The organism is Sphingomonas sp. Leaf33, assembly GCF_001421785.1.
Lineage (GTDB): Bacteria > Pseudomonadota > Alphaproteobacteria > Sphingomonadales > Sphingomonadaceae > Sphingomonas.
The window spans coordinates 958,992-975,616 of sequence record NZ_LMLB01000001.1; the positions used below are offsets into that span (position 1 = coordinate 958,992).

Annotated in this window: 21 protein-coding genes and 1 tRNA gene; 15 read left to right on the forward strand and 7 right to left on the reverse strand. The window is 67.9% G+C overall.

Annotated elements, in window-relative coordinates:
* Window positions 1–65: 65 nt before the first annotated feature.
* Complete coding sequence (locus tag ASE86_RS04790) at window positions 66–1,049, forward strand: TerC family protein (protein ID WP_056423046.1); 984 nt, start codon at window positions 66–68, stop codon at window positions 1,047–1,049.
* Between the two features lie 16 nt (window positions 1,050–1,065).
* Here ASE86_RS04790 and bla read toward each other — a convergent pair whose 3' ends face one another.
* On the reverse strand, window positions 1,066–1,959 hold the full coding sequence (gene bla, locus ASE86_RS04795) for a class A beta-lactamase (RefSeq protein ID WP_082441675.1): 894 nt from the start codon (window positions 1,957–1,959) through the stop codon (window positions 1,066–1,068).
* A 99-nt stretch (window positions 1,960–2,058) separates the two neighbouring features.
* Here bla and ASE86_RS04800 point away from each other — a divergent pair, with 99 nt between their 5' ends.
* Window positions 2,059–2,928 carry a LysR family transcriptional regulator gene (locus ASE86_RS04800; RefSeq protein WP_056423051.1) on the forward strand — a complete coding sequence of 290 codons (870 nt, stop codon included), beginning with the start codon at window positions 2,059–2,061 and terminating at the stop codon, window positions 2,926–2,928.
* 116 nt (window positions 2,929–3,044) lie between these two features.
* Here ASE86_RS04800 and ASE86_RS04805 read toward each other — a convergent pair whose 3' ends face one another.
* The 3 genes from ASE86_RS04805 to ASE86_RS04815 form a co-directional block, all read right to left on the reverse strand.
* Window positions 3,045–3,503 (reverse strand): DUF3429 domain-containing protein, encoded by a 459-nt coding sequence (locus tag ASE86_RS04805; protein ID WP_235523989.1) that lies wholly within the window; start codon window positions 3,501–3,503, stop codon window positions 3,045–3,047.
* Window positions 3,496–4,002, reverse strand: coding sequence for a hypothetical protein (locus tag ASE86_RS04810; RefSeq protein WP_056423058.1), 507 nt, complete (start codon window positions 4,000–4,002; stop codon window positions 3,496–3,498). The genes ASE86_RS04805 and ASE86_RS04810 overlap by 8 nt, the downstream gene beginning before the upstream one ends.
* Window positions 4,003–4,087: 85 nt before the next feature.
* Window positions 4,088–4,645, reverse strand: a complete 558-nt coding sequence (locus ASE86_RS04815; RefSeq protein ID WP_056423061.1) for a fasciclin domain-containing protein — start codon at window positions 4,643–4,645, stop codon at window positions 4,088–4,090.
* Between the two features lie 159 nt (window positions 4,646–4,804).
* Here ASE86_RS04815 and rpiB point away from each other — a divergent pair, with 159 nt between their 5' ends.
* From rpiB to ASE86_RS04865, 10 genes are all read left to right on the forward strand, one after another.
* Entirely contained in the window at window positions 4,805–5,257 is a 453-nt protein-coding gene (rpiB, locus tag ASE86_RS04820; RefSeq protein WP_056423064.1) for a ribose 5-phosphate isomerase B, read from the forward strand.
* Window positions 5,254–6,564, forward strand: a complete 1,311-nt coding sequence (gene glyA, locus ASE86_RS04825) for a serine hydroxymethyltransferase (protein ID WP_056423066.1) — start codon at window positions 5,254–5,256, stop codon at window positions 6,562–6,564. Before rpiB ends, glyA begins: the two co-directional genes overlap by 4 nt.
* Window positions 6,565–6,572: 8 nt before the next feature.
* Window positions 6,573–6,752, forward strand: coding sequence for a hypothetical protein (locus tag ASE86_RS04830; RefSeq protein WP_056423071.1), 180 nt, complete (start codon window positions 6,573–6,575; stop codon window positions 6,750–6,752).
* Complete coding sequence (nrdR, locus tag ASE86_RS04835; protein WP_056423075.1) at window positions 6,753–7,217, forward strand: transcriptional regulator NrdR; 465 nt, start codon at window positions 6,753–6,755, stop codon at window positions 7,215–7,217.
* Between the two features lie 40 nt (window positions 7,218–7,257).
* Window positions 7,258–7,986, forward strand: coding sequence for an RNA methyltransferase (locus tag ASE86_RS04840; protein ID WP_056423077.1), 729 nt, complete (start codon window positions 7,258–7,260; stop codon window positions 7,984–7,986).
* Window positions 7,987–8,052: 66 nt separating this feature from the next.
* Complete coding sequence (locus ASE86_RS04845; protein ID WP_056423080.1) at window positions 8,053–8,292, forward strand: hypothetical protein; 240 nt, start codon at window positions 8,053–8,055, stop codon at window positions 8,290–8,292.
* A gap of 157 nt (window positions 8,293–8,449) precedes the next feature.
* A complete protein-coding gene (rpsD, locus tag ASE86_RS04850; protein ID WP_056423084.1) occupies window positions 8,450–9,064 on the forward strand; it encodes a 30S ribosomal protein S4 in 615 nt (204 codons plus the stop codon).
* A 270-nt stretch (window positions 9,065–9,334) separates the two neighbouring features.
* Window positions 9,335–10,993, forward strand: coding sequence for a M28 family peptidase (locus tag ASE86_RS04855; protein ID WP_056423087.1), 1,659 nt, complete (start codon window positions 9,335–9,337; stop codon window positions 10,991–10,993).
* A gap of 44 nt (window positions 10,994–11,037) precedes the next feature.
* A complete protein-coding gene (locus tag ASE86_RS04860) occupies window positions 11,038–12,009 on the forward strand; it encodes an agmatine deiminase family protein (RefSeq protein WP_056423090.1) in 972 nt (323 codons plus the stop codon).
* Window positions 12,010–12,016: 7 nt separating this feature from the next.
* Window positions 12,017–12,361 (forward strand): hypothetical protein, encoded by a 345-nt coding sequence (locus ASE86_RS04865; protein WP_056423092.1) that lies wholly within the window; start codon window positions 12,017–12,019, stop codon window positions 12,359–12,361.
* A gap of 59 nt (window positions 12,362–12,420) precedes the next feature.
* Here ASE86_RS04865 and ASE86_RS04870 read toward each other — a convergent pair whose 3' ends face one another.
* A complete protein-coding gene (locus ASE86_RS04870) occupies window positions 12,421–12,792 on the reverse strand; it encodes a glycine zipper 2TM domain-containing protein (protein WP_056423095.1) in 372 nt (123 codons plus the stop codon).
* Between the two features lie 124 nt (window positions 12,793–12,916).
* Here ASE86_RS04870 and aguB point away from each other — a divergent pair, with 124 nt between their 5' ends.
* Window positions 12,917–13,762: an N-carbamoylputrescine amidase gene (gene aguB / locus ASE86_RS04875; RefSeq protein WP_056423100.1), complete on the forward strand. Its 846-nt coding sequence runs from the start codon at window positions 12,917–12,919 to the stop codon at window positions 13,760–13,762.
* 148 nt (window positions 13,763–13,910) lie between these two features.
* Here the strand turns inward: aguB and ASE86_RS04880 are convergent, their stop codons facing one another.
* Window positions 13,911–14,567 (reverse strand): uracil-DNA glycosylase, encoded by a 657-nt coding sequence (locus ASE86_RS04880; protein WP_056423103.1) that lies wholly within the window; start codon window positions 14,565–14,567, stop codon window positions 13,911–13,913.
* A gap of 22 nt (window positions 14,568–14,589) precedes the next feature.
* Between ASE86_RS04880 and folK the strand changes: the two genes are divergently transcribed.
* Entirely contained in the window at window positions 14,590–15,087 is a 498-nt protein-coding gene (gene folK / locus ASE86_RS04885; protein ID WP_056426628.1) for a 2-amino-4-hydroxy-6-hydroxymethyldihydropteridine diphosphokinase, read from the forward strand.
* A tRNA-Lys gene (locus ASE86_RS04890) sits at window positions 15,078–15,153 on the forward strand. Before folK ends, ASE86_RS04890 begins: the two co-directional genes overlap by 10 nt.
* A 5-nt stretch (window positions 15,154–15,158) precedes the next feature.
* On the opposite strand, the gene ASE86_RS04895 is transcribed toward ASE86_RS04890, so the two are convergent.
* Window positions 15,159–16,625 carry an amidohydrolase gene (locus ASE86_RS04895; protein WP_056426631.1) on the reverse strand — a complete coding sequence of 489 codons (1,467 nt, stop codon included), beginning with the start codon at window positions 16,623–16,625 and terminating at the stop codon, window positions 15,159–15,161.

Here is a 16,625-nt window from a genome sequence, read left to right on the forward strand (position 1 = left end):
GTTGCTGCTGCATCCCATTCGAAGTCCGGCCGTTCCCGCTGCGAACCGACCGATAGGGACGACGAATGGAACTGCTGACCGAAGCGTTTCTTGGCAAGCCGATCTGGATGTGGCTCGGCTTTCTGTGTGTCGTCGTCGCGCTGCTGGTGTTCGACCTGGGTGTGCTCAACCGCAAGGATCATGAGATCGGCGTGAAGGAGAGCCTGAAGCTCTCCGCCTTCTACATCGCGTTCGGCCTGCTGTGGGGCGGCGGCATCTGGTGGTGGATGGGCCAGGAATCGGGCATTGCGTACCTGACCGGCTTCGTCGTCGAGAAGACGCTGGCGCTCGACAACATCTTCGTCATCGCGATGATCTTCACCTATCTGGGCGTGCCGCGCCAGTATCAGCACCGCGTGCTGTTTTGGGGCATCCTGGGCGTCATCGTGCTGCGCGCGATCATGATCGCGGCGGGCGCGGCGCTGGTCGAGCGGTTCGAATGGGTACTCTACGTCTTCGCCGCGTTCCTGGTCGTCACCGGCATCCGCCTGCTGTTCACGGTCGGCAAGGAGGCATCGGTCGGCGACAACCCGGTGCTGAAGTTCGTTCGCAAGCACCTGCCGGTGACGGACAAGATCGAAGGCGATCATTTCATCGTCCGCGAACCCGACCCCGCGACGGGCCAGGTCAAGACGTGGCTGACCCCGCTCGCCGTCGCGCTGATCCTGATCGAGGCGGCCGACATCGTCTTTGCGGTCGATTCGGTGCCGGCGATCTTCACGATCACGACCGATCCGTACATCGTCTACACGTCGAACATCTTTGCGATCCTGGGCCTGCGCGCGCTGTATTTCGCGCTGGCGGCGGCGATCCACCGCTTCCACTATCTGAAATACGCGATGGCCGCGGTGCTGATCTTCATCGGGTCGAAGATCTTCGCCGCCGACGCGCTGGGCATCGCCAAGATCCCGCCGCTGCTGTCGCTGTCGGTGACGCTGGGCATCCTGGGCGCGGGTGTCCTGTGGTCGCTGTGGTCGACGCGGGGCCAGCCGGAGAAGACGGCCGGCTGACCCCTGCGTCGGTCGATCACGCGGTGGCGGCGGCGACCGCGCGGCCGACATCGGCGTGGATGCGGTGCGCGGCCCGCTGCGGAACGGTCGCGCCGGTCAGGTAGCAGGTGACCAGGATCGGGCGGCGCGTCGCACCCGGCCAGATGACCGCGACGTCGTTGTAGGTGCCGTTCTCGCCGCTGCCGGTCTTGTCGCCGACCCGCCAGCCACGGGGCAAACCGGCGCGCAGGCGCGTGCCACCGGTCGTGTTGGCCACCAGCCAGCCGGTCAGCTTCGCCCGCGCCGCCGGTGTCAGGGCAGGGCCGAACAGCAGCGCGCGCATCGTGTTGAGCATCGCGGTGGGCGTCGTCGTGTCGCGGTCGTCGCCGTGGATCGCGGTATTGAGTTCCGGCTCCTGCCGGTCGAGGCGCGTCGTCCGGTCGCCCAGTCGCGCGACGAACGCGTTGAAGCCATCGACCCCGCCGATCAGCGGCAGCAGCAGGTTGGCCGCGGCATTGTCGCTGAACGTCATCGTCGCCGCGCAGAGCTGTTCGACGGTCATCGCGCTGCCCTTGTGCTTCGAGACCACCGGTGAATTGCCGGGCAGGGGGGCGCGCGGGACCGGCACGGCGCGGTTCAGCCGCAGGCGACCGGCATCGGCCGCGGCCAGCACCGCGCCGCTCAAAGGAAATTTGAAGGTGCTGCACATCGCGAACCGCTCGTCACCCCGGTGATCGAAACGCGCGCCGGTCGCCAGATCGAGCACCGCGACGCCCAGTCGTCCGCCCGATCGACGCTCGGCCGCAGCGATCGCGGTGGCAAGGGCGGTGCCCCCGAACGCGCCGGCCGGGCCGGCAAAGGCGAGCCTGGGCGCTACCACCGCTGCCGCCGCACCCGTGCCGATCGTTGCGAGGAATGTCCGTCGTTCCATGTCCGTCTCCCAAGTCCAGTACGGACAAGGTGCGGGCTGGCACCGGTGCGGACAATCGATCATATCTCGGCCGAGCCACTAGAAAAATCAGGGGATCGGATGGATCGCGCACAACTGCCGCTCAATGCCCTGCGCGCGTTCGAATCCTCGGCGCGGCACTTGAGCTTCACGCGGGCGGGCCTCGAACTGTGCGTCGGGCAGGCGGCGGTCAGCCACCAGGTCAATCGGCTGGAGGCGCTGCTGGGCGTCCGCCTGTTCCGCCGCCTGCCACGGGGGCTTGCGCTCACCGACGAGGGCGCCGCGCTGGTGCCGGTGCTGGCCGACGGCTTCGACCGGATCGCCGCGGTGCTGGAGCGGTACCAGGGCGGGCGGATGCGCGAGCCGCTGGCGCTGGGCGTGGTCGGCACCTTCGCGACCGGCTGGTTGCTGCCGCGGCTCGCCGACTTTCACGCTGCGCATCCGTTCGTCGATGTGCGCCTGCGGACCAACAACAACCGCGTCGATCTGGCCGGCGAAGGGCTGGATTACGCGATCCGCTTCGGTGACGGCGCGTGGCATGGGGCGGATGCGGATGCGCTGATGCCGGCGCCGCTGGTACCGATGGCGGCGCCGGCGATCGCCGAACGGCTGGCCGCGCCCGGCGATCTGATGCGCGAGACATTGCTCCGCTCCTACCGCGCCGACGAATGGCCGCGCTGGTTCGACGCAGCCGGCGCCACGGCACCGCCGCTGACCGGGCCAATGTTCGATTCGTCGGTCACGATCGCCGTCGCCGCTATGGGCGGCGGCGGAGTCGCCCTGTTGCCGATGGCGATGTTCGGCGACGCATTGGGTGCAGGGACGTTGGTCGCGCCGTTCGACATCGCGATCGACACCGGTCGCTACTGGCTGACCCGGCTCAAGACCCGAGCGCCGACCGCGGCGATGACGGCGTTTCGCGAGTGGCTTATCGAAGCCGTGTCGGAGTAGCTCCGTTTGCCTGAGCCCTGGCGAAAGGCTGCCCTTACCGCGTCTCCGCGCCTTTCGTGCGCAAAGAAGGGCGGTGCTTAGACGGCTCGGCACGAACGGTTGGGGCAGGGGAGCGACTATGGGTGGCCGATGGCCTGGCCGATCAGTGCGCCAGCGACGATCGTGACCGCGCCCAGCCCAAGGGACAGCGGGATGCGCAGCGCCATCCAGCCGGCCGGTGCGAAGCCGCGTGCGACCAGCCAGCGATCGACCGCCAGCGTCAGGATCAGCGCGACGCCGATCGCGACGAGCGACCAGCCCGAGCCCTGCGTCATAAGGACGCCTGCTCCGAGCGCCATGGCGACGAGGCTTGGGATCACCGCGACGATAGCGAGCATCGCCTGATGCCGGGGCGCGTGCATCGCAAAACCCCACCAGGTGCCGCCGAGAAAACTCAGGATCAGCAGCGCATAGGCGACGCTGACGATCGCGGCGTCGAGTTCGCCCAGCGCTATCAGGATGGTAGCAGCGACAGCCGGCGCGAGCCCGGCGAACCCCAGCAGGCGGGCGACCCCGCCCACCCGCGCCTCAGCCACGGCAATAGCCTTCGCCCGGCTTGACCGTCAGGCACGTCTTCTTGCCCGCCAGCCATTTCAGCCCGGTCGCATCGCCGTCTGTGAAGACAGCGGTTTCCGCGACGCCGCCCCGCATGAAGCGTAGTCCTTCCGCCGTCACCGATCCGTCGATTTTGCCGGCCATATCGTCGTCCAGGCCCCAGCGCATATCCATCGTGACACCGCCGCCGGGCTTGGCCGCGACATTCAGGCTCATGCCTTCGACGCCGGTCCATTTGCCGAGATAGTCGCGTTCCATCCTTGCCGCGTCCGCGGGACCGGCGGCGTCGGGCGTCGCCGAGTTCGCGTTGGCATCGGCGATGTCGGCCGCCTGCTCCTCGGTCGCGGCGCCTTCGGACGGCATGACCTCCTCTACCGTGTTCTCTGCCGCGATGTTCGCCGGGGTCTCGTTTACCGGTTGCGACGAACAGGCGGCAAGCAGGCCGGTGAGGGCGAGGGCGATCGGGGCGATGGTCTTCATCGTGCAGGCTCCAGTGAGACGAAGCGACAACCCGGGCGGCGTTGGGAGGGTTCCGCCGCCCGGGGCCATCAGACCCTGATGGGTCTTACGGCATCAGCACGCTGTCGATGACGTGCACGACGCCGTTCGACTGCATGACGTTGGCGGTGGTGATCATCGCATGGCCGCCCTTGGCGTCCTTGATGCCCCAGCCCTTGCCCATCTTCATGAAGCTGAGCGTGCCGCCGGCAACGGTCGTGTAGGTCGCAGTGCCGCCGTTCGCCTTCGCCTTCTTGGCGATGTCGTTCGCGGTGATCCGGCCCGGCACGACGTGATAGGTCAGGATCGAGGTCAGCTGCGCCTTGTTCTCCGGCTGCACCAGCGTGTCCACCGTGCCGGCCGGCAGCTTGGCGAAGGCGTCATTGGTCGGTGCGAAGACGGTGAAGGGACCGGGGCCCGACAGCGTCTCGACAAGGCCGGCAGCCTTCACCGCGGCGACCAGCGTGGTCAGGTTGGGTGCCGCCGACGCGTTCTGGACGATCGTCTTGCTGGCCGCCATCGGCGCGCCGCCGACGGTCGGGTTCTTCTGGGTCGCCACTGCCGGGGTCGCCGCCATCGCCAGTGCCGCGCCGGCCAGCAGGCCGCGCATAAGGGTCTTGGTCATCCTGTTCACTCCTAGAGAAAGATCGATCCGCCCCATCGCTCGTCATCAAATACGTCGCGGGCCGGCGAATGGATGCATCGGCCGCTGGCTTTCGTACGCTGGCGGCGCTACTGGCTCGCGCGAGCCCACCGATCCCGATTAGGATTCGAAGCCGCCATCATGCGCATCGCCATCGCCGCGGATCATGCCGCGTTCGCCCTGAAGCAGACGCTGGTCGCCTGGCTGCGCGAGTTGGGGCACGACGTGCTCGACCTCGGCCCGGACAGCGACGCGCGGGTGGATTATCCCGACTTCGGCTACAAGCTGGCCCGCGCGATCAAGGGCGGCGATGCCGATCGGGGGGTCGCGCTGTGCGGTTCGGGCGTCGGCATCTCGATCGCGGTCAACCGCGAGCCCGCATGCCGGTGCGCGCTGGTGAACGAACCCTATTCCGCGGCGCTAGCGCGCGAACACAACGACGCCAACGTGATCGCGCTCGGCGCGCGGCTTGTCGGCGAGGACATGGCGAAGGCCTGCATCACGGCCTTCCTGGCCGGCGACTTTGCCGGCGGCCGGCATGCTGGCCGCGTGGCCAAACTCACTTCCCCAACTCTCGATGGAGACGCCGCATGAGCACCAATCCCGCTGCCGCCAACGACGTTCAGCCGGACGGTTTCTTCACCCGCGGCCTGGCCGATGCCGACCCTGCGGTCTTCGCCGGCGTAAGCCACGAGCTGACCCGCGAGCAGACCCAGATCGAACTGATCGCCAGCGAGAACATCGTGTCGCAGGCGGTGTTGGAGGCTCAAGGCTCGGTCTTCACCAACAAGTACGCCGAAGGCTATCCGGGCAAGCGTTATTACCAGGGCTGCCATCCGTCGGACGAGGTCGAGCAGCTGGCGATCGATCGCGCCAAGCAGCTGTTCGATTGCGCGTACGTCAACGTCCAGCCGCATTCGGGCGCGCAGGCTAACGGCGCGGTGATGCTTGCGCTGACCAAGCCGGGCGACACCATCCTCGGCCTCAGCCTGGATGCCGGCGGCCACCTGACCCACGGCGCGCGCGCGGCGATGAGCGGCAAGTGGTTCAATGCGGTCCAGTATGGCGTGACGCCCGACACGCACCTGATCGACTATGACGCGGTCGAGGCCCTCGCGGTCGAGCACAAGCCGACGCTCATCATCACCGGCGGCTCGGCCTATCCGCGCCAGATCGACTTCGAACGCTTCCGCGCCATCGCCGACAAGGTGGGTGCCAAGCTGCTGGTGGACATGGCGCACTTCGCCGGCATCGTCGCCGGCGGGCTCCACCCGTCGCCGCTGCCGCACGCGCACGTCGTGACGACGACCACGCACAAGACGCTGCGGGGCCCGCGCGGCGGCATGATCCTCAGCAACGACGAGGCGCTGGGCAAGAAGTTCAACTCGGCGGTCTTCCCCGGGCTCCAGGGCGGCCCGCTGATGCATGTGATCGCGGCCAAGGCGGTCGCGTTCGGCGAAGCGCTCCAGCCCGAATTCAAGGGCTATATCGCCGCGGTCGTCGAGAATGCGAAGGTGCTGGCCGCGACGCTGAGGGAGCGGGGCGCGAACCTCGTCTCCGGCGGCACCGACACGCATCTGGCACTCGTCGACCTGACCCCGCTCGGCATCACCGGCAAGGATGCCGACGAGGCGCTCGAGCGCGCCGGCATCACCTGCAACAAGAACGGCATCCCCAACGACCCGCTGCCGCCGATGAAGACCAGCGGCATCCGCGTCGGATCGCCGGCCGGCACGACCCGCGGCTTCGGTACCGCCGAGTTCCGCGAGATCGGCCATATGGTCGCCGACGTGCTCGATGGGCTGAAGTCGGCAGGCGAAACCGGGGACCCGAAGGTCGAGGCGGACGTTCTGGCCCGAGTGCGTGCTCTTTGCGCGCGCTTCCCGATCTATCAAGGATAAACCAGACCATGTCGCAGCTTGACGACGTCCAGTCCAACATCAAGAACACGCCGGGCCTCGGCAAGAGCATGGCGAAGTGGGGCGCTTTGGGCGCCGTCGTCGCCATCCCCGTGCCGTTCGTCGGCCCTATCATCGGCGCGCTCGCCGGTGCCGGCTACGCGTACATGAAGCGCGACAAGCGGCTCTGAATGCGCTGCCCCTTCTGCGCCCATGAAAACAGCCAGGTAAAGGATAGCCGCCCCAGCGAAGACGGGGCGGCCATCCGCCGGCGCCGCCAGTGCGAGGCGTGCGGCGCGCGCTTCACCACGTTCGAACGCATCCAGCTGCGCGACCTGACCGTCGTGAAGAGCGAGAACCGCCGCGAACCGTTCGAACGCGACAAGCTGATCCGATCCGTGTCCGTCGCCTGCCGCAAGCGGCCGATCGAAAGCGGCCGGATCGAACAACTGGTGTCGGGCATCCAGCGTCAGCTGGAAACGAGCGGGGAGGCAGAAGTGACCTCGACCCGCATCGGCGAACTGGTGATGGACGGGCTGAAAGCGCTCGATTCGGTCGCCTACATCCGCTTTGCAAGCGTGTACAAGGACTTCACCGAAGCGCGGGACTTCGAGGCGTTTGCGGGGAGTGTCGAGGAGGTGGGCCGGGCGGAGTAGGGCTTGTCGAACGGGCCCATCGGAGGATAGGCGGCACGGCATGACGCGCGTTCCACCCCCCGCCATCGTCCTGGTCCGCTCGCAACTGGGAGAGAACATCGGCAAGGCGGCGCGCGCCATGCTCAATTTCGGCCTCACCGACATGCGCCTGGTCGCCCCGCGTGATGGCTGGCCGAACCCGCAGGCCGGGCCGGCGGCCTCCGGCGCGGACGTGGTCCTTGCGAACGCACAGGTGTATGACACGGTCGCGGACGCGGTCGCCGACTGCGCGCACGTCTATGCGACGACCGTCCGCAAGCGCGGCGTGACCAAGCCCGTCGTGACGCCCGAAGTCGCCGCCCGCGACATCCACGCCGGCCCCGGCGCCTCGGCGATCCTGTTCGGGCCTGAGCGTTCCGGCCTGGAAACCGAGGACGTGGCGCTCGCCCGCACCATCATCACCGTGCCGATCAACCCGGAATTCGGCAGCCTCAACCTTGCCCAGGCGGTGATCCTGGTCGCGTACGAATGGTCGAAAGGCATCGCGCTGAAGAGCCCCCCCGCAGTCGATCTCGACCCGCCCGCACCGCAGGAGGAATGGGAGGGGATGTTCGGCCAGCTCGACACGATGCTGCAGTCCTCGGGCTTCTATTTCCCTCCCGACCGCGTCCCCTCCACCCGCCTGTCGCTGCGCAGCCTGCTGACCAAGCCCGCCTGGTCGAGCAACGAATTGCGCACGGTGCGCGGCGTGCTGTCGGCGCTGGAGGGCAAGAAGCGGCCGCGTGGGTGATTTACCTGCGCGGGTCCGGTCGATAGCATCCGACTACGCATTTGGTTTCATACGAGGAAATCGCCCATGATCGCTGCCGTTGTACTCGCGCTGATGTCTACCGCCGTGCAGGCCGCGCCGCCGACAGAAACGCCGAAGAAGGAAGCGAGGACCTGTCGCCGCGTCGGCAACACTGGATCGCGCATGGACGACAAGCGGATTTGCAAGACCAAGTCCGAGTGGGCGCGGATCGATGCGGCCAACAATGCGCATGGTGTGGATGCCGATCACACCAACGCGGATGAACGGAACCGTGGTCAGGAATAGGCCGCCGACTGCGCTGCCCTTGACCTGACGGCCACCGCCCGCTAGGCGCGCCGCTTCGCAATGGCCCCACACCCCGGTGAAGTGGTGGCCCGATCCTGCCTCAGGCGGGATCGGCGGAGACCGGGACCAACGTTACAGCGATTGCAAGGAATTCAGTATGTCGAAGCGCGCCAGCGCCAAGTACAAGCTCGACCGCCGGATGGGCGAGAACATCTGGGGTCGCCCGAAGAGCCCGGTCAACAAGCGCGAGTATGGCCCCGGCCAGCACGGCCAGCGCCGCAAGGGCAAGATGTCGGACTTCGGCATCCAGCTGCGCGCCAAGCAGAAGCTGAAGGGCTATTACGGCGACGTCACCGAGAAGCAGTTCCGCGCGTGCTATCACGAAGCGGCCCGCATGAAGGGTGACACCGGCCAGAACCTGATCGGCCTGCTCGAACAGCGCCTGGACATGATCGTTTATCGCGCCAAGTTCGCCCCGACGATCTTCGCCGCGCGCCAGCTGGTCAGCCACGGTCACGTCCGCGTGAACGGCGTGAAGTGCAACGTCGCCTCGCGCCGCGTCTTCCCGGGCCAGGAAATCACGCTCGGCAATAAGGCGCAGGAAATGGCGCTGGTGCTCGAAGCGCAGGGCCTCGCCGAGCGCGAAGTACCGGAATATGTCGCAGCCGACGGCGCTGCAAAGGTCACGTTCACCCGCGTGCCGACGCTGGACGAAGTGCCCTATCCGGTGAAGATGGAACCGAACCTCGTCGTCGAATTCTATTCGCGCTAACGCGAATAGAAGGAGCAGAGGCTCGGTTCGGCCGGCCTCGCTCCAGCGAGGACCGACGGCGCGGCTTTGCCGCGACGCTGGCAAGACAGAAAAGGGCGGCCTGCAACGGCCGCCCTTTTTGTTTGTCTGCGCTACGCCCCATCGTCGTTATTCCCGCGGAGGCGGGTGTGACGAAAAAAGGCGGCAGCGACGATGCAGCGTGCAGGGCTTCCGCGTTTTGCGCGCCGCGGCTAGGATCGATCGATACCCAGCTCAGGACATCCCCGCCGCATGCGCCTCTTTCCCCTGATCTCCCTCGCGCTCCTCGCCGCCTGCTCCTCCGGCAATGCCGAGCAGGCCAGGTCCGCGTCCTCCACCGTCCAGCCGCCGATCGAAACGATGAAGCGCGTCGTCCAGCAACTCTCGTCCGACGCGTTCGAGGGGCGCGCGCCCGGTACCGAGGGCGAGAAGAAGACGCTCGACCTGCTCGTTGCCGAGTTCTCGAAACTGGGGCTGAAGCCTGGCAACAAGGGCAGCTGGTTCCAGGACGTGCCGATGGTCGAGATCACGGCAAAAGACGTGACGCCGCTGACCTTCGCCGGCGGCAAGACGCCGGTCAGCGCCACCTATGGGGCGCAGATGGTCGTCGGCACCTATCGCACCAATGGCGGGCGATCGGTCGTCAAGAATTCGCCGGTCGTCTTCGTCGGCTACGGCATCAATGCGCCCGAAAAGGGCTGGAACGACTACGCCGGCCTGGATGTGCGGGGGAAGACCGTCGTCATCCTGGTCAACGATCCCGATTACGAGACGCCCGGGCTGACCGGCACCTTCAATGGCCGCGCGATGACCTATTACGGGCGCTGGACCTACAAGTTCGAGGAGGCTGCGCGCCAGGGCGCTGCCGCCGCGCTGATCGTCCATGACACCGTGCCCGCCGCCTACGGCTGGAACGTCGTCCAGTCGAGCTGGACCGGCGCGCAGCAGGTCGCCGAAGGCTCACCCGGCAACAAAGACCAGTCGACCGCGATCGGGTGGATCTCGAACGATACGGCAAAAACGCTGATGGCATCGGCCGGGCAGGATCTGGCGACGCTCAGCGCCGCGGCAAAAAAGCCGGGGTTCAAGGCGGTCGATTTGGGGCTAAAGGCCTCGGTCGCGTTCGACAACCAGACGCGCAAGCATCTGTCGAAGAACGTCGTCGCGCTGCTGTCGGGGACGACCCAGAAGGACGAGTTTGTCCTCTACACCGCGCACTGGGATCACCTGGGCCGCTGCGAAAAGGCGCCGGACGGGGACGATATCTGCAACGGCGCTATCGACAACGCGACCGGCACCGCCGCCCTCGTCGCGCTGGCGGAGGCGAACGTGAAGGCGGGACCGACCCCGCGCAGCCAGCTGTTCATTGCGCTGACGGCCGAGGAATCGGGCCTGCTCGGCGCGCAATATTATGCCGCCAACCCGGTCGTGCCGCTGCGCCAGACGGTCGGGGGCGTCAACATGGACGCGCTGTCGATGGCTGGCCCTGCAAAGAACGTCGTCGTCATCGGCAAGGGCAAGTCGGACCTCGACGCGTACCTCAACCGCGCGCTCGCGGCGGAGGGGCGCGTCGCGACGATCGAGCCGACGCCCGAGAAGGGCTTCTACTATCGCTCCGACCATTTCGCCTTCGCGCGCAAGGGCGTGCCGATGCTGTATTTCGAAGGCGGCGACGATCTGGTGACCGGCGGTCGCGCAGCGGGAGCCGCAGCGGCAAAGGATTACGAGGAGCATCGCTACCACGGGCCGAAGGACGAATATGATCCGGCCTGGAACTGGGACGGCGTCGCCGGCGATCTGCGGCTCTACTACCGCGTCGGGCGCGAGCTGGCCGGGGGCAAGGACTGGCCGAACTGGGTAAAGGGCGACGAATTCCGCAGCATCCGCGATCGATCGCGGGCCGGGAACTGACGCCGGGTCATGACAAGCCGCGGGGGGAGCGGTAAGGGGGCGCCATGACGCTGCCTCCCCCCCCCGAATGGGCACCGCACGACGCGGTCTGGATCGGTTTTCCCTCGCACGGAGAACTGTGGCTCGAGGACTTGGAGCCCGCGCGCGAGGAAGTCGTGGCGTTCGCCCGCGCGGTCCATGCGGGCGGGCGCGGCGAGCGCGTGCTGCTGGTCGCCGCCGACAGCGAAGCGGCGGACGCGGCGCGGGCGTCGGCCCCGTTCGCGGAGATCGTCATCCAGCCGTTCGGCGACATCTGGCTGCGCGACACCGGCCCGATCCTCGGCGGCGACGGCATCGCGCGAGATTTCCAGTTCAACGGCTGGGGCGGCAAGTACGACCTGCCCGGCGACGACACGATCGGCGCGCGGCTGGCGACGGCGGGCGGGATCGGCGTCGAGGCGTGCGACTGGGTGCTGGAAGGCGGCGCGATCGACGGCGACGGCACCGGGTTGGTCGTGACGACCGAACAATGCTTGCTGAACCCCAATCGCAACGGGCGATTGTCGGTGCACGAGGTCGAGGCGCGACTGGACCGCGACCTGGGGCTGACCCGCGTGCTGTGGCTGGGGGACGGGCTGCTCAACGACCACACCGACGGCCATGTCGACAATCTCGCGCGCTTCGTCGGCGAGAACCGGCTGGCGATACCGGAGGCGGCGGAGAACGACCCCAACTGGCGCATCTATCAGGATGCCGCCGCACGCGCGGAGGCGTTCGGGGTGGACGTCGTCCGCATCCCGTCGCCGGGGCGGGTGCTGAACCAAGACGAAGAAATCGTGCCGGCCAGCTACATGAACTTCTACATCGGCAACGCCGCGGTGGTCGTGCCGCTGTATGGCCAGCCGAACGACGAAGCGGCGATAGCGGCGATCCAGGCGCTGTTCCCGGATCGGCAGGTGGTGGGTTTCCGCGCCGATGCGATCCTGACCGGTGGCGGCAGTTTCCACTGCATCAGCCAGCAACTGCCGAGCCGCTGACGCGCGCATGGGCAAGGCGGACCGGCTGGAGCGTCTCGATGAGCGCCGCGTCGAACTGGAAGGCGAGTATCGAGAGGCGCTGATCGCTGCGCTGCGCCGGACGGCCACGGGGAAGGTGGGGCTGTTCGGGCATGCCCGGGACAAGACGCAGCAAAAGGCGATTGCGCCCATCTTGGCGGAGCTGGATGAGACTGCGGCGGAGATCGACGCGATCCGCGCGCGGTTCGGCATGGAGCCCTTTGCGCTGCATCCAGAGTTTCTCGCCGCCCGCGGCCCGGTTGGCCCTAACGCGGTCGGCGAACCCAAACAGGCCGCGATCTGGCTGACCAAGCTCGGCGCCGACCCCGAATAACGCAAGACCCCGGCACGACGCGTGTCGTGCCGGGGCTGCGGCTTCATGCGGGGAAGAGCTTAGCGGCAGCGCACCTTGCCGCGGTCGATCTCGCGGCCGAGCAGCGCACCGCCACCGCCGCCGACCAGCGTGCCGAGCAGGCCGCCGCCGACCAGATTGCCCAGCACGGCGCCACCGACGCCGCCGATGACCAGGCCGGTCGTGCCGTCGTTGCGGCGGCAATAGGCGCGGCCGTCACGTCCGCGATAGATGCGGTCGTTGCGGGTCAGGCGACGCTCGCGGTAGCGGCCGTCGCGGTACGAGCGCGACGCGTCCCAGTCGCGCCGCTCACCCTGCCAGCGATAATCGCGGTTCTGGGCCTCGGCCGGGGTCGGCGCGGCGAGCGGAACGCTGGCGATCGTTGCCGCAAGCGCGGCCAGCAGAATCTTCATCGGGGCAAACTCCTGGGGGTTGGGGTGATTGGAAGCTTGCTAACGCATCGATCGACGTGGAAGTTCAGATGGCGAAGTCCACATGGCTTTGCAGCGCGCGCGCGACCCCCTACATGGTCGCCCCATGACCGAAATCACCGTCGCTGCGGTGCAGCTCGCCTTTTCGACCGATATCGACTCCAACATCGCGCACGTCTCGCGGCTGGTGCGCGAGGCGGCCGCGCGCGGTGCGCAGGTCATCCTGCCGCCCGAACTGTTCGAGGGCGAATATTTCTGCCGGGTCGAGGACGAGGGCCTGTTCGCCAACGCGAAGCCGACCAACGAGCACAAGGCGGTGATCGCGATGCAGTCGCTGGCCGCCGAGCTGAAGGTGAATATTCCGACCAGCTTCTTCGAGCGCGACGGCCCGCATCACTATAATTCGCTGGCGATGATCGGCCCGGACGGGAAGGTGCAGGGCGTCTACCGCAAGAGCCACATTCCCGACGGCCCAGGCTACGAAGAGAAATTCTACTTCCGCCCCGGCAACACCGGCTTCAAGGTCTGGGAGGGGCCTGCGAAGCTCGGCGTGGGTATCTGCTGGGACCAATGGTACCCCGAAACCGCGCGTGCGATGATGCTGATGGGCGCCGAAGTCCTGTTCTACCCGACTGCTATCGGCAGCGAGCCGCACGACACCTCGCTCGACACCGCGCGGCTATGGCGGCGCGCGATGGTCGGTCATGCGGTGTCGAACGTCGTGCCGGTGGTTGCGGCGAACCGCGTCGGCGTGGAGCACGGCCAGACTTTTTACGGCACCAGCTTCATCACCGATGAGCGCGGCGACATCCTGGCCGAACTGGACCGCGAGGAAGAGGGCGTCATTACTGCGACGCTCGACCTCGACCGCATCCGCCGCCACCGCGCCGCCTTCGGCTTCTTCCGCGATCGCCGGCCGGAGCTGTACGGGCGGCTGACGCAGGATATCTAGCCGATCAGATATGCGTAGCTCTGCAGTGCCAGCGTCACGACGCCCAGCAGGCTGGCGATAACGGTGTCGGGCCCGAGGGCCGCAAATCTGCGCATGGCACGTCCCCTGTTTTGCGGGACTTAACGGCGATGATTCGGTACGCGTTCCGCTACTTGATCTCGCGCAATGTGTTCGCGCGGGCGAAGACGGCAGCAAACATCTCGGGTGTCAGCCGGCCGGTGTTCTGGTTGTAGCGCGAGCAGTGATAGCTATCGATCAGGATGCGCCCGTCGGGCATCCGGTGTTCGGCAAGATGGCCGAAGCGGCACTTGGGCAGCTTGCCGCCCATCGCCTTCACTGCCGACTGATGCGCGATCTGGCCGAGCGCCACGACGATGCGCGCGTTCGGCAGCGCGGCGAGTTGCGCATCGAGGAACGGGCGGCAGGTGCGGACTTCCTCGGGCGTCGGCTTGTTCTCGGGCGGCAGGCATTTGACCGCGTTGAGGATGATCGCGCCGGTCAGCCGCAGCCCGTCGTCGGCGCGCGCGTCGTACACGCCGTCCGTCAGGCCGTGGTCGGCGAGCGTGCCGAACAGCAGCGGCCCGGCGCCGTCGCCGGTGAACGGGCGCCCGGTGCGGTGTGCGCCCTGCTTGCCCGGCGCCAGGCCGACGATCGCAAGCCACGCATCCCGGTCGCCGAATGCGGGGACCGGCGCGTTCCACCAGTCGGGATGCTCGGACCGCACCGTTTCGCGAAACGCGGCGAGGCGCGGGCAGAGCGTGCAGTCGCGGGGCGGTTCGGTGGCGGCGAGGGGTGCATCGGGCATGACGCTCGGGTAGGCGGAGGCGATGGCGACGACAAGCTATGCGATTGCGGTCGGCAGCAACCGGTGTGGACGACACGGCGCGCCCGCGGTCGAGGTCCGCGCGGCGCTGGCTCTGCTCGGCGGACACGCTGCGCCGGTGATGACCAGCGCGCCGGTCGGACCGTCGCTCCGCCGCTATGCCAATACGGTCGCCATTCTCGACAGCGACCTGACGCCGCCGGAGATGCTCGCGTGGCTGAAGCGTATCGAGCGATCGTTCGGCCGCCGCCGCGGACGGCGTTGGGGCGCGCGCGTGATCGATCTCGACATCATATTGTGGTCTGGCGGGGCGTGGAGCGGTCGTGACCTGACGATACCGCATCCACACTTTCGCGAGCGCGACTTCGTCCTCACGCCGCTCGCCGCAATCGCGCCCGACTGGCGCGATCCGGTGAGCGGATTGACCGTCCGGCAACTCCGTGCCCGGTTGACCGTTCGTCGTCCGGCCCCTAGTCGGGCGATCCGTGGTTGGGGTCCGTAGCTCAGTCGGTAGAGCAAGCGACTTTTAATCGAGAGGTCCCGGGTTCGAGCCCCGGCGGACCCACCACGACTCTACTCCGGCATGATGCCCGCCGCCATCGGCTTGCGATAGTCGAGTGCCGGCTTGCGGTTGCCCAGCATCGCCTCGTACCGGAACGTCGGCCCGCGCGCCTTCAGCAGTTCGGCCTTTGCCGCCGCCAGCGTGTCGGGCGATCGGAACAGGTCGGCGGCGGTCAGCGCCAGCGTCTTGGCCGCCACCACGCCGCCCTTCGCGCCGATCGACATGCCCGACGCAGCGACCGCCTGCCAGCTGTGTGCCGGCGTGCCGGGCACCCAGGTCGCGGTGCTGAGCCCGATGGTCGGCGACACCCAGCTGATGTCGGACACGTCGGTCGACCCGCCGCCGTCGCCGCCGCGCTCCAGCGGCAGGACACGGGCCGCACTGTCGATCGGGCGCTTCACTTCGAGCGAGGATTGCAGCTGCGTCGCCCACGCGGTTTCCTGCGTGGTGTAGGCGACGCCGCCGACCGCGGTCAGGTTGCGGTCCATGACCCTGGCCAGCGTCTCGTTCGCCAGCATCGAATAGACGCCGCCGGTGATCTCGTGCGTGACGCTGGTTTCGGTCGCCAGCGCCGCACCTTCGGACGCCTTCGCCACGCGCGTCCACACCGACTTGACCAGCGCCGGATCGACATCGCGGACGTAGTAATAGCTCTCGGCGAAGTCGGGGACGACGTTGGGCGCGTCGCCGCCGTTGGTCACGACATAATGGATGCGCACGCTGGAGGGCACATGCTCGCGCATCATGTTGACCGCGACGTTCATCACCTCGATCCCGTCGAGCGCGGAGCGTCCGCGCTCGGGCGAGGCGGAAGCGTGGGCGGACAGGCCCTTGAACCGGAACTTGCCCGAGATGTTGGCGCGGCTGGGGCCGACCGACACGACGTTGGCGCTGCCCGGATGCCAGTGGAGCGTCGCCGACACGTCGTCGAACAGCCCCGCGCGGACCATGTAGACCTTGCCCGAACCGCCTTCCTCGGCCGGCGTGCCGTAGACGCGCAGTTCGCCCGGCACCTTGTTGGCGATCATCCAGTCCCGGATCGCCAGCGCCGCGGTGATGCTCGCCGCGCCGAACAGATTGTGCCCGCACGCATGGCCCGCGGCCTTGCCGGCGATCTGATTGCGCGTCGGGTCGGTGGTCTGCGCGGTGCCGGGCAGCGCGTCATATTCGGCGAGGATCGCGATCACTGGGCCGGCGCCGTTCCGGAAACTGGCGACGAAGGCGGTCGGGATGTCGGCGACGCCGGGCGTTACCGTGAAGCCGCCCCTGGTCAGCTGCGACTGGAGCAGCGCACTGCTCTTGGCCTCCTGATAGCCGACTTCGGAGAAGTCCCAGATCGTCCTGGCGGTGCTGGCAAGCGTCGCGGCGCGGGCATCGACATCGGCCAGGATCGCGGCGCGCTGCGGATCGGGCAGCGCTTGGGCATGGGCCAGGGCGGGAGCGGCGAGGGCGATGGCGGCGAGCAGCAGGCGGGTCAT

Excerpts from the sequence above, each read along its gene's own strand:
- ASE86_RS04790 (WP_056423046.1), top strand. The coding sequence starts at position 66 with ATGGAACTGCTGACCGAAGCGTTTCTTGGCAAGCCGATCTGGATGTGG.
- bla (WP_082441675.1), bottom strand. The coding sequence starts at position 1,959 with ATGGAACGACGGACATTCCTCGCAACGATCGGCACGGGTGCGGCGGCA.
- ASE86_RS04800 (WP_056423051.1), top strand. The coding sequence starts at position 2,059 with ATGGATCGCGCACAACTGCCGCTCAATGCCCTGCGCGCGTTCGAATCC.
- ASE86_RS04810 (WP_056423058.1), bottom strand. The coding sequence starts at position 4,002 with ATGAAGACCATCGCCCCGATCGCCCTCGCCCTCACCGGCCTGCTTGCC.
- ASE86_RS04815 (WP_056423061.1), bottom strand. The coding sequence starts at position 4,645 with ATGACCAAGACCCTTATGCGCGGCCTGCTGGCCGGCGCGGCACTGGCG.
- rpiB (WP_056423064.1), top strand. The coding sequence starts at position 4,805 with ATGCGCATCGCCATCGCCGCGGATCATGCCGCGTTCGCCCTGAAGCAG.
- glyA (WP_056423066.1), top strand. The coding sequence starts at position 5,254 with ATGAGCACCAATCCCGCTGCCGCCAACGACGTTCAGCCGGACGGTTTC.
- ASE86_RS04830 (WP_056423071.1), top strand. The coding sequence starts at position 6,573 with ATGTCGCAGCTTGACGACGTCCAGTCCAACATCAAGAACACGCCGGGC.
- nrdR (WP_056423075.1), top strand. The coding sequence starts at position 6,753 with ATGCGCTGCCCCTTCTGCGCCCATGAAAACAGCCAGGTAAAGGATAGC.
- ASE86_RS04840 (WP_056423077.1), top strand. The coding sequence starts at position 7,258 with ATGACGCGCGTTCCACCCCCCGCCATCGTCCTGGTCCGCTCGCAACTG.
- ASE86_RS04845 (WP_056423080.1), top strand. The coding sequence starts at position 8,053 with ATGATCGCTGCCGTTGTACTCGCGCTGATGTCTACCGCCGTGCAGGCC.
- rpsD (WP_056423084.1), top strand. The coding sequence starts at position 8,450 with ATGTCGAAGCGCGCCAGCGCCAAGTACAAGCTCGACCGCCGGATGGGC.
- ASE86_RS04855 (WP_056423087.1), top strand. The coding sequence starts at position 9,335 with ATGCGCCTCTTTCCCCTGATCTCCCTCGCGCTCCTCGCCGCCTGCTCC.
- ASE86_RS04860 (WP_056423090.1), top strand. The coding sequence starts at position 11,038 with ATGACGCTGCCTCCCCCCCCCGAATGGGCACCGCACGACGCGGTCTGG.
- ASE86_RS04865 (WP_056423092.1), top strand. The coding sequence starts at position 12,017 with ATGGGCAAGGCGGACCGGCTGGAGCGTCTCGATGAGCGCCGCGTCGAA.
- ASE86_RS04870 (WP_056423095.1), bottom strand. The coding sequence starts at position 12,792 with ATGAAGATTCTGCTGGCCGCGCTTGCGGCAACGATCGCCAGCGTTCCG.
- aguB (WP_056423100.1), top strand. The coding sequence starts at position 12,917 with ATGACCGAAATCACCGTCGCTGCGGTGCAGCTCGCCTTTTCGACCGAT.
- ASE86_RS04880 (WP_056423103.1), bottom strand. The coding sequence starts at position 14,567 with ATGCCCGATGCACCCCTCGCCGCCACCGAACCGCCCCGCGACTGCACG.
- folK (WP_056426628.1), top strand. The coding sequence starts at position 14,590 with ATGGCGACGACAAGCTATGCGATTGCGGTCGGCAGCAACCGGTGTGGA.
- ASE86_RS04895 (WP_056426631.1), bottom strand. The coding sequence starts at position 16,625 with ATGACCCGCCTGCTGCTCGCCGCCATCGCCCTCGCCGCTCCCGCCCTG.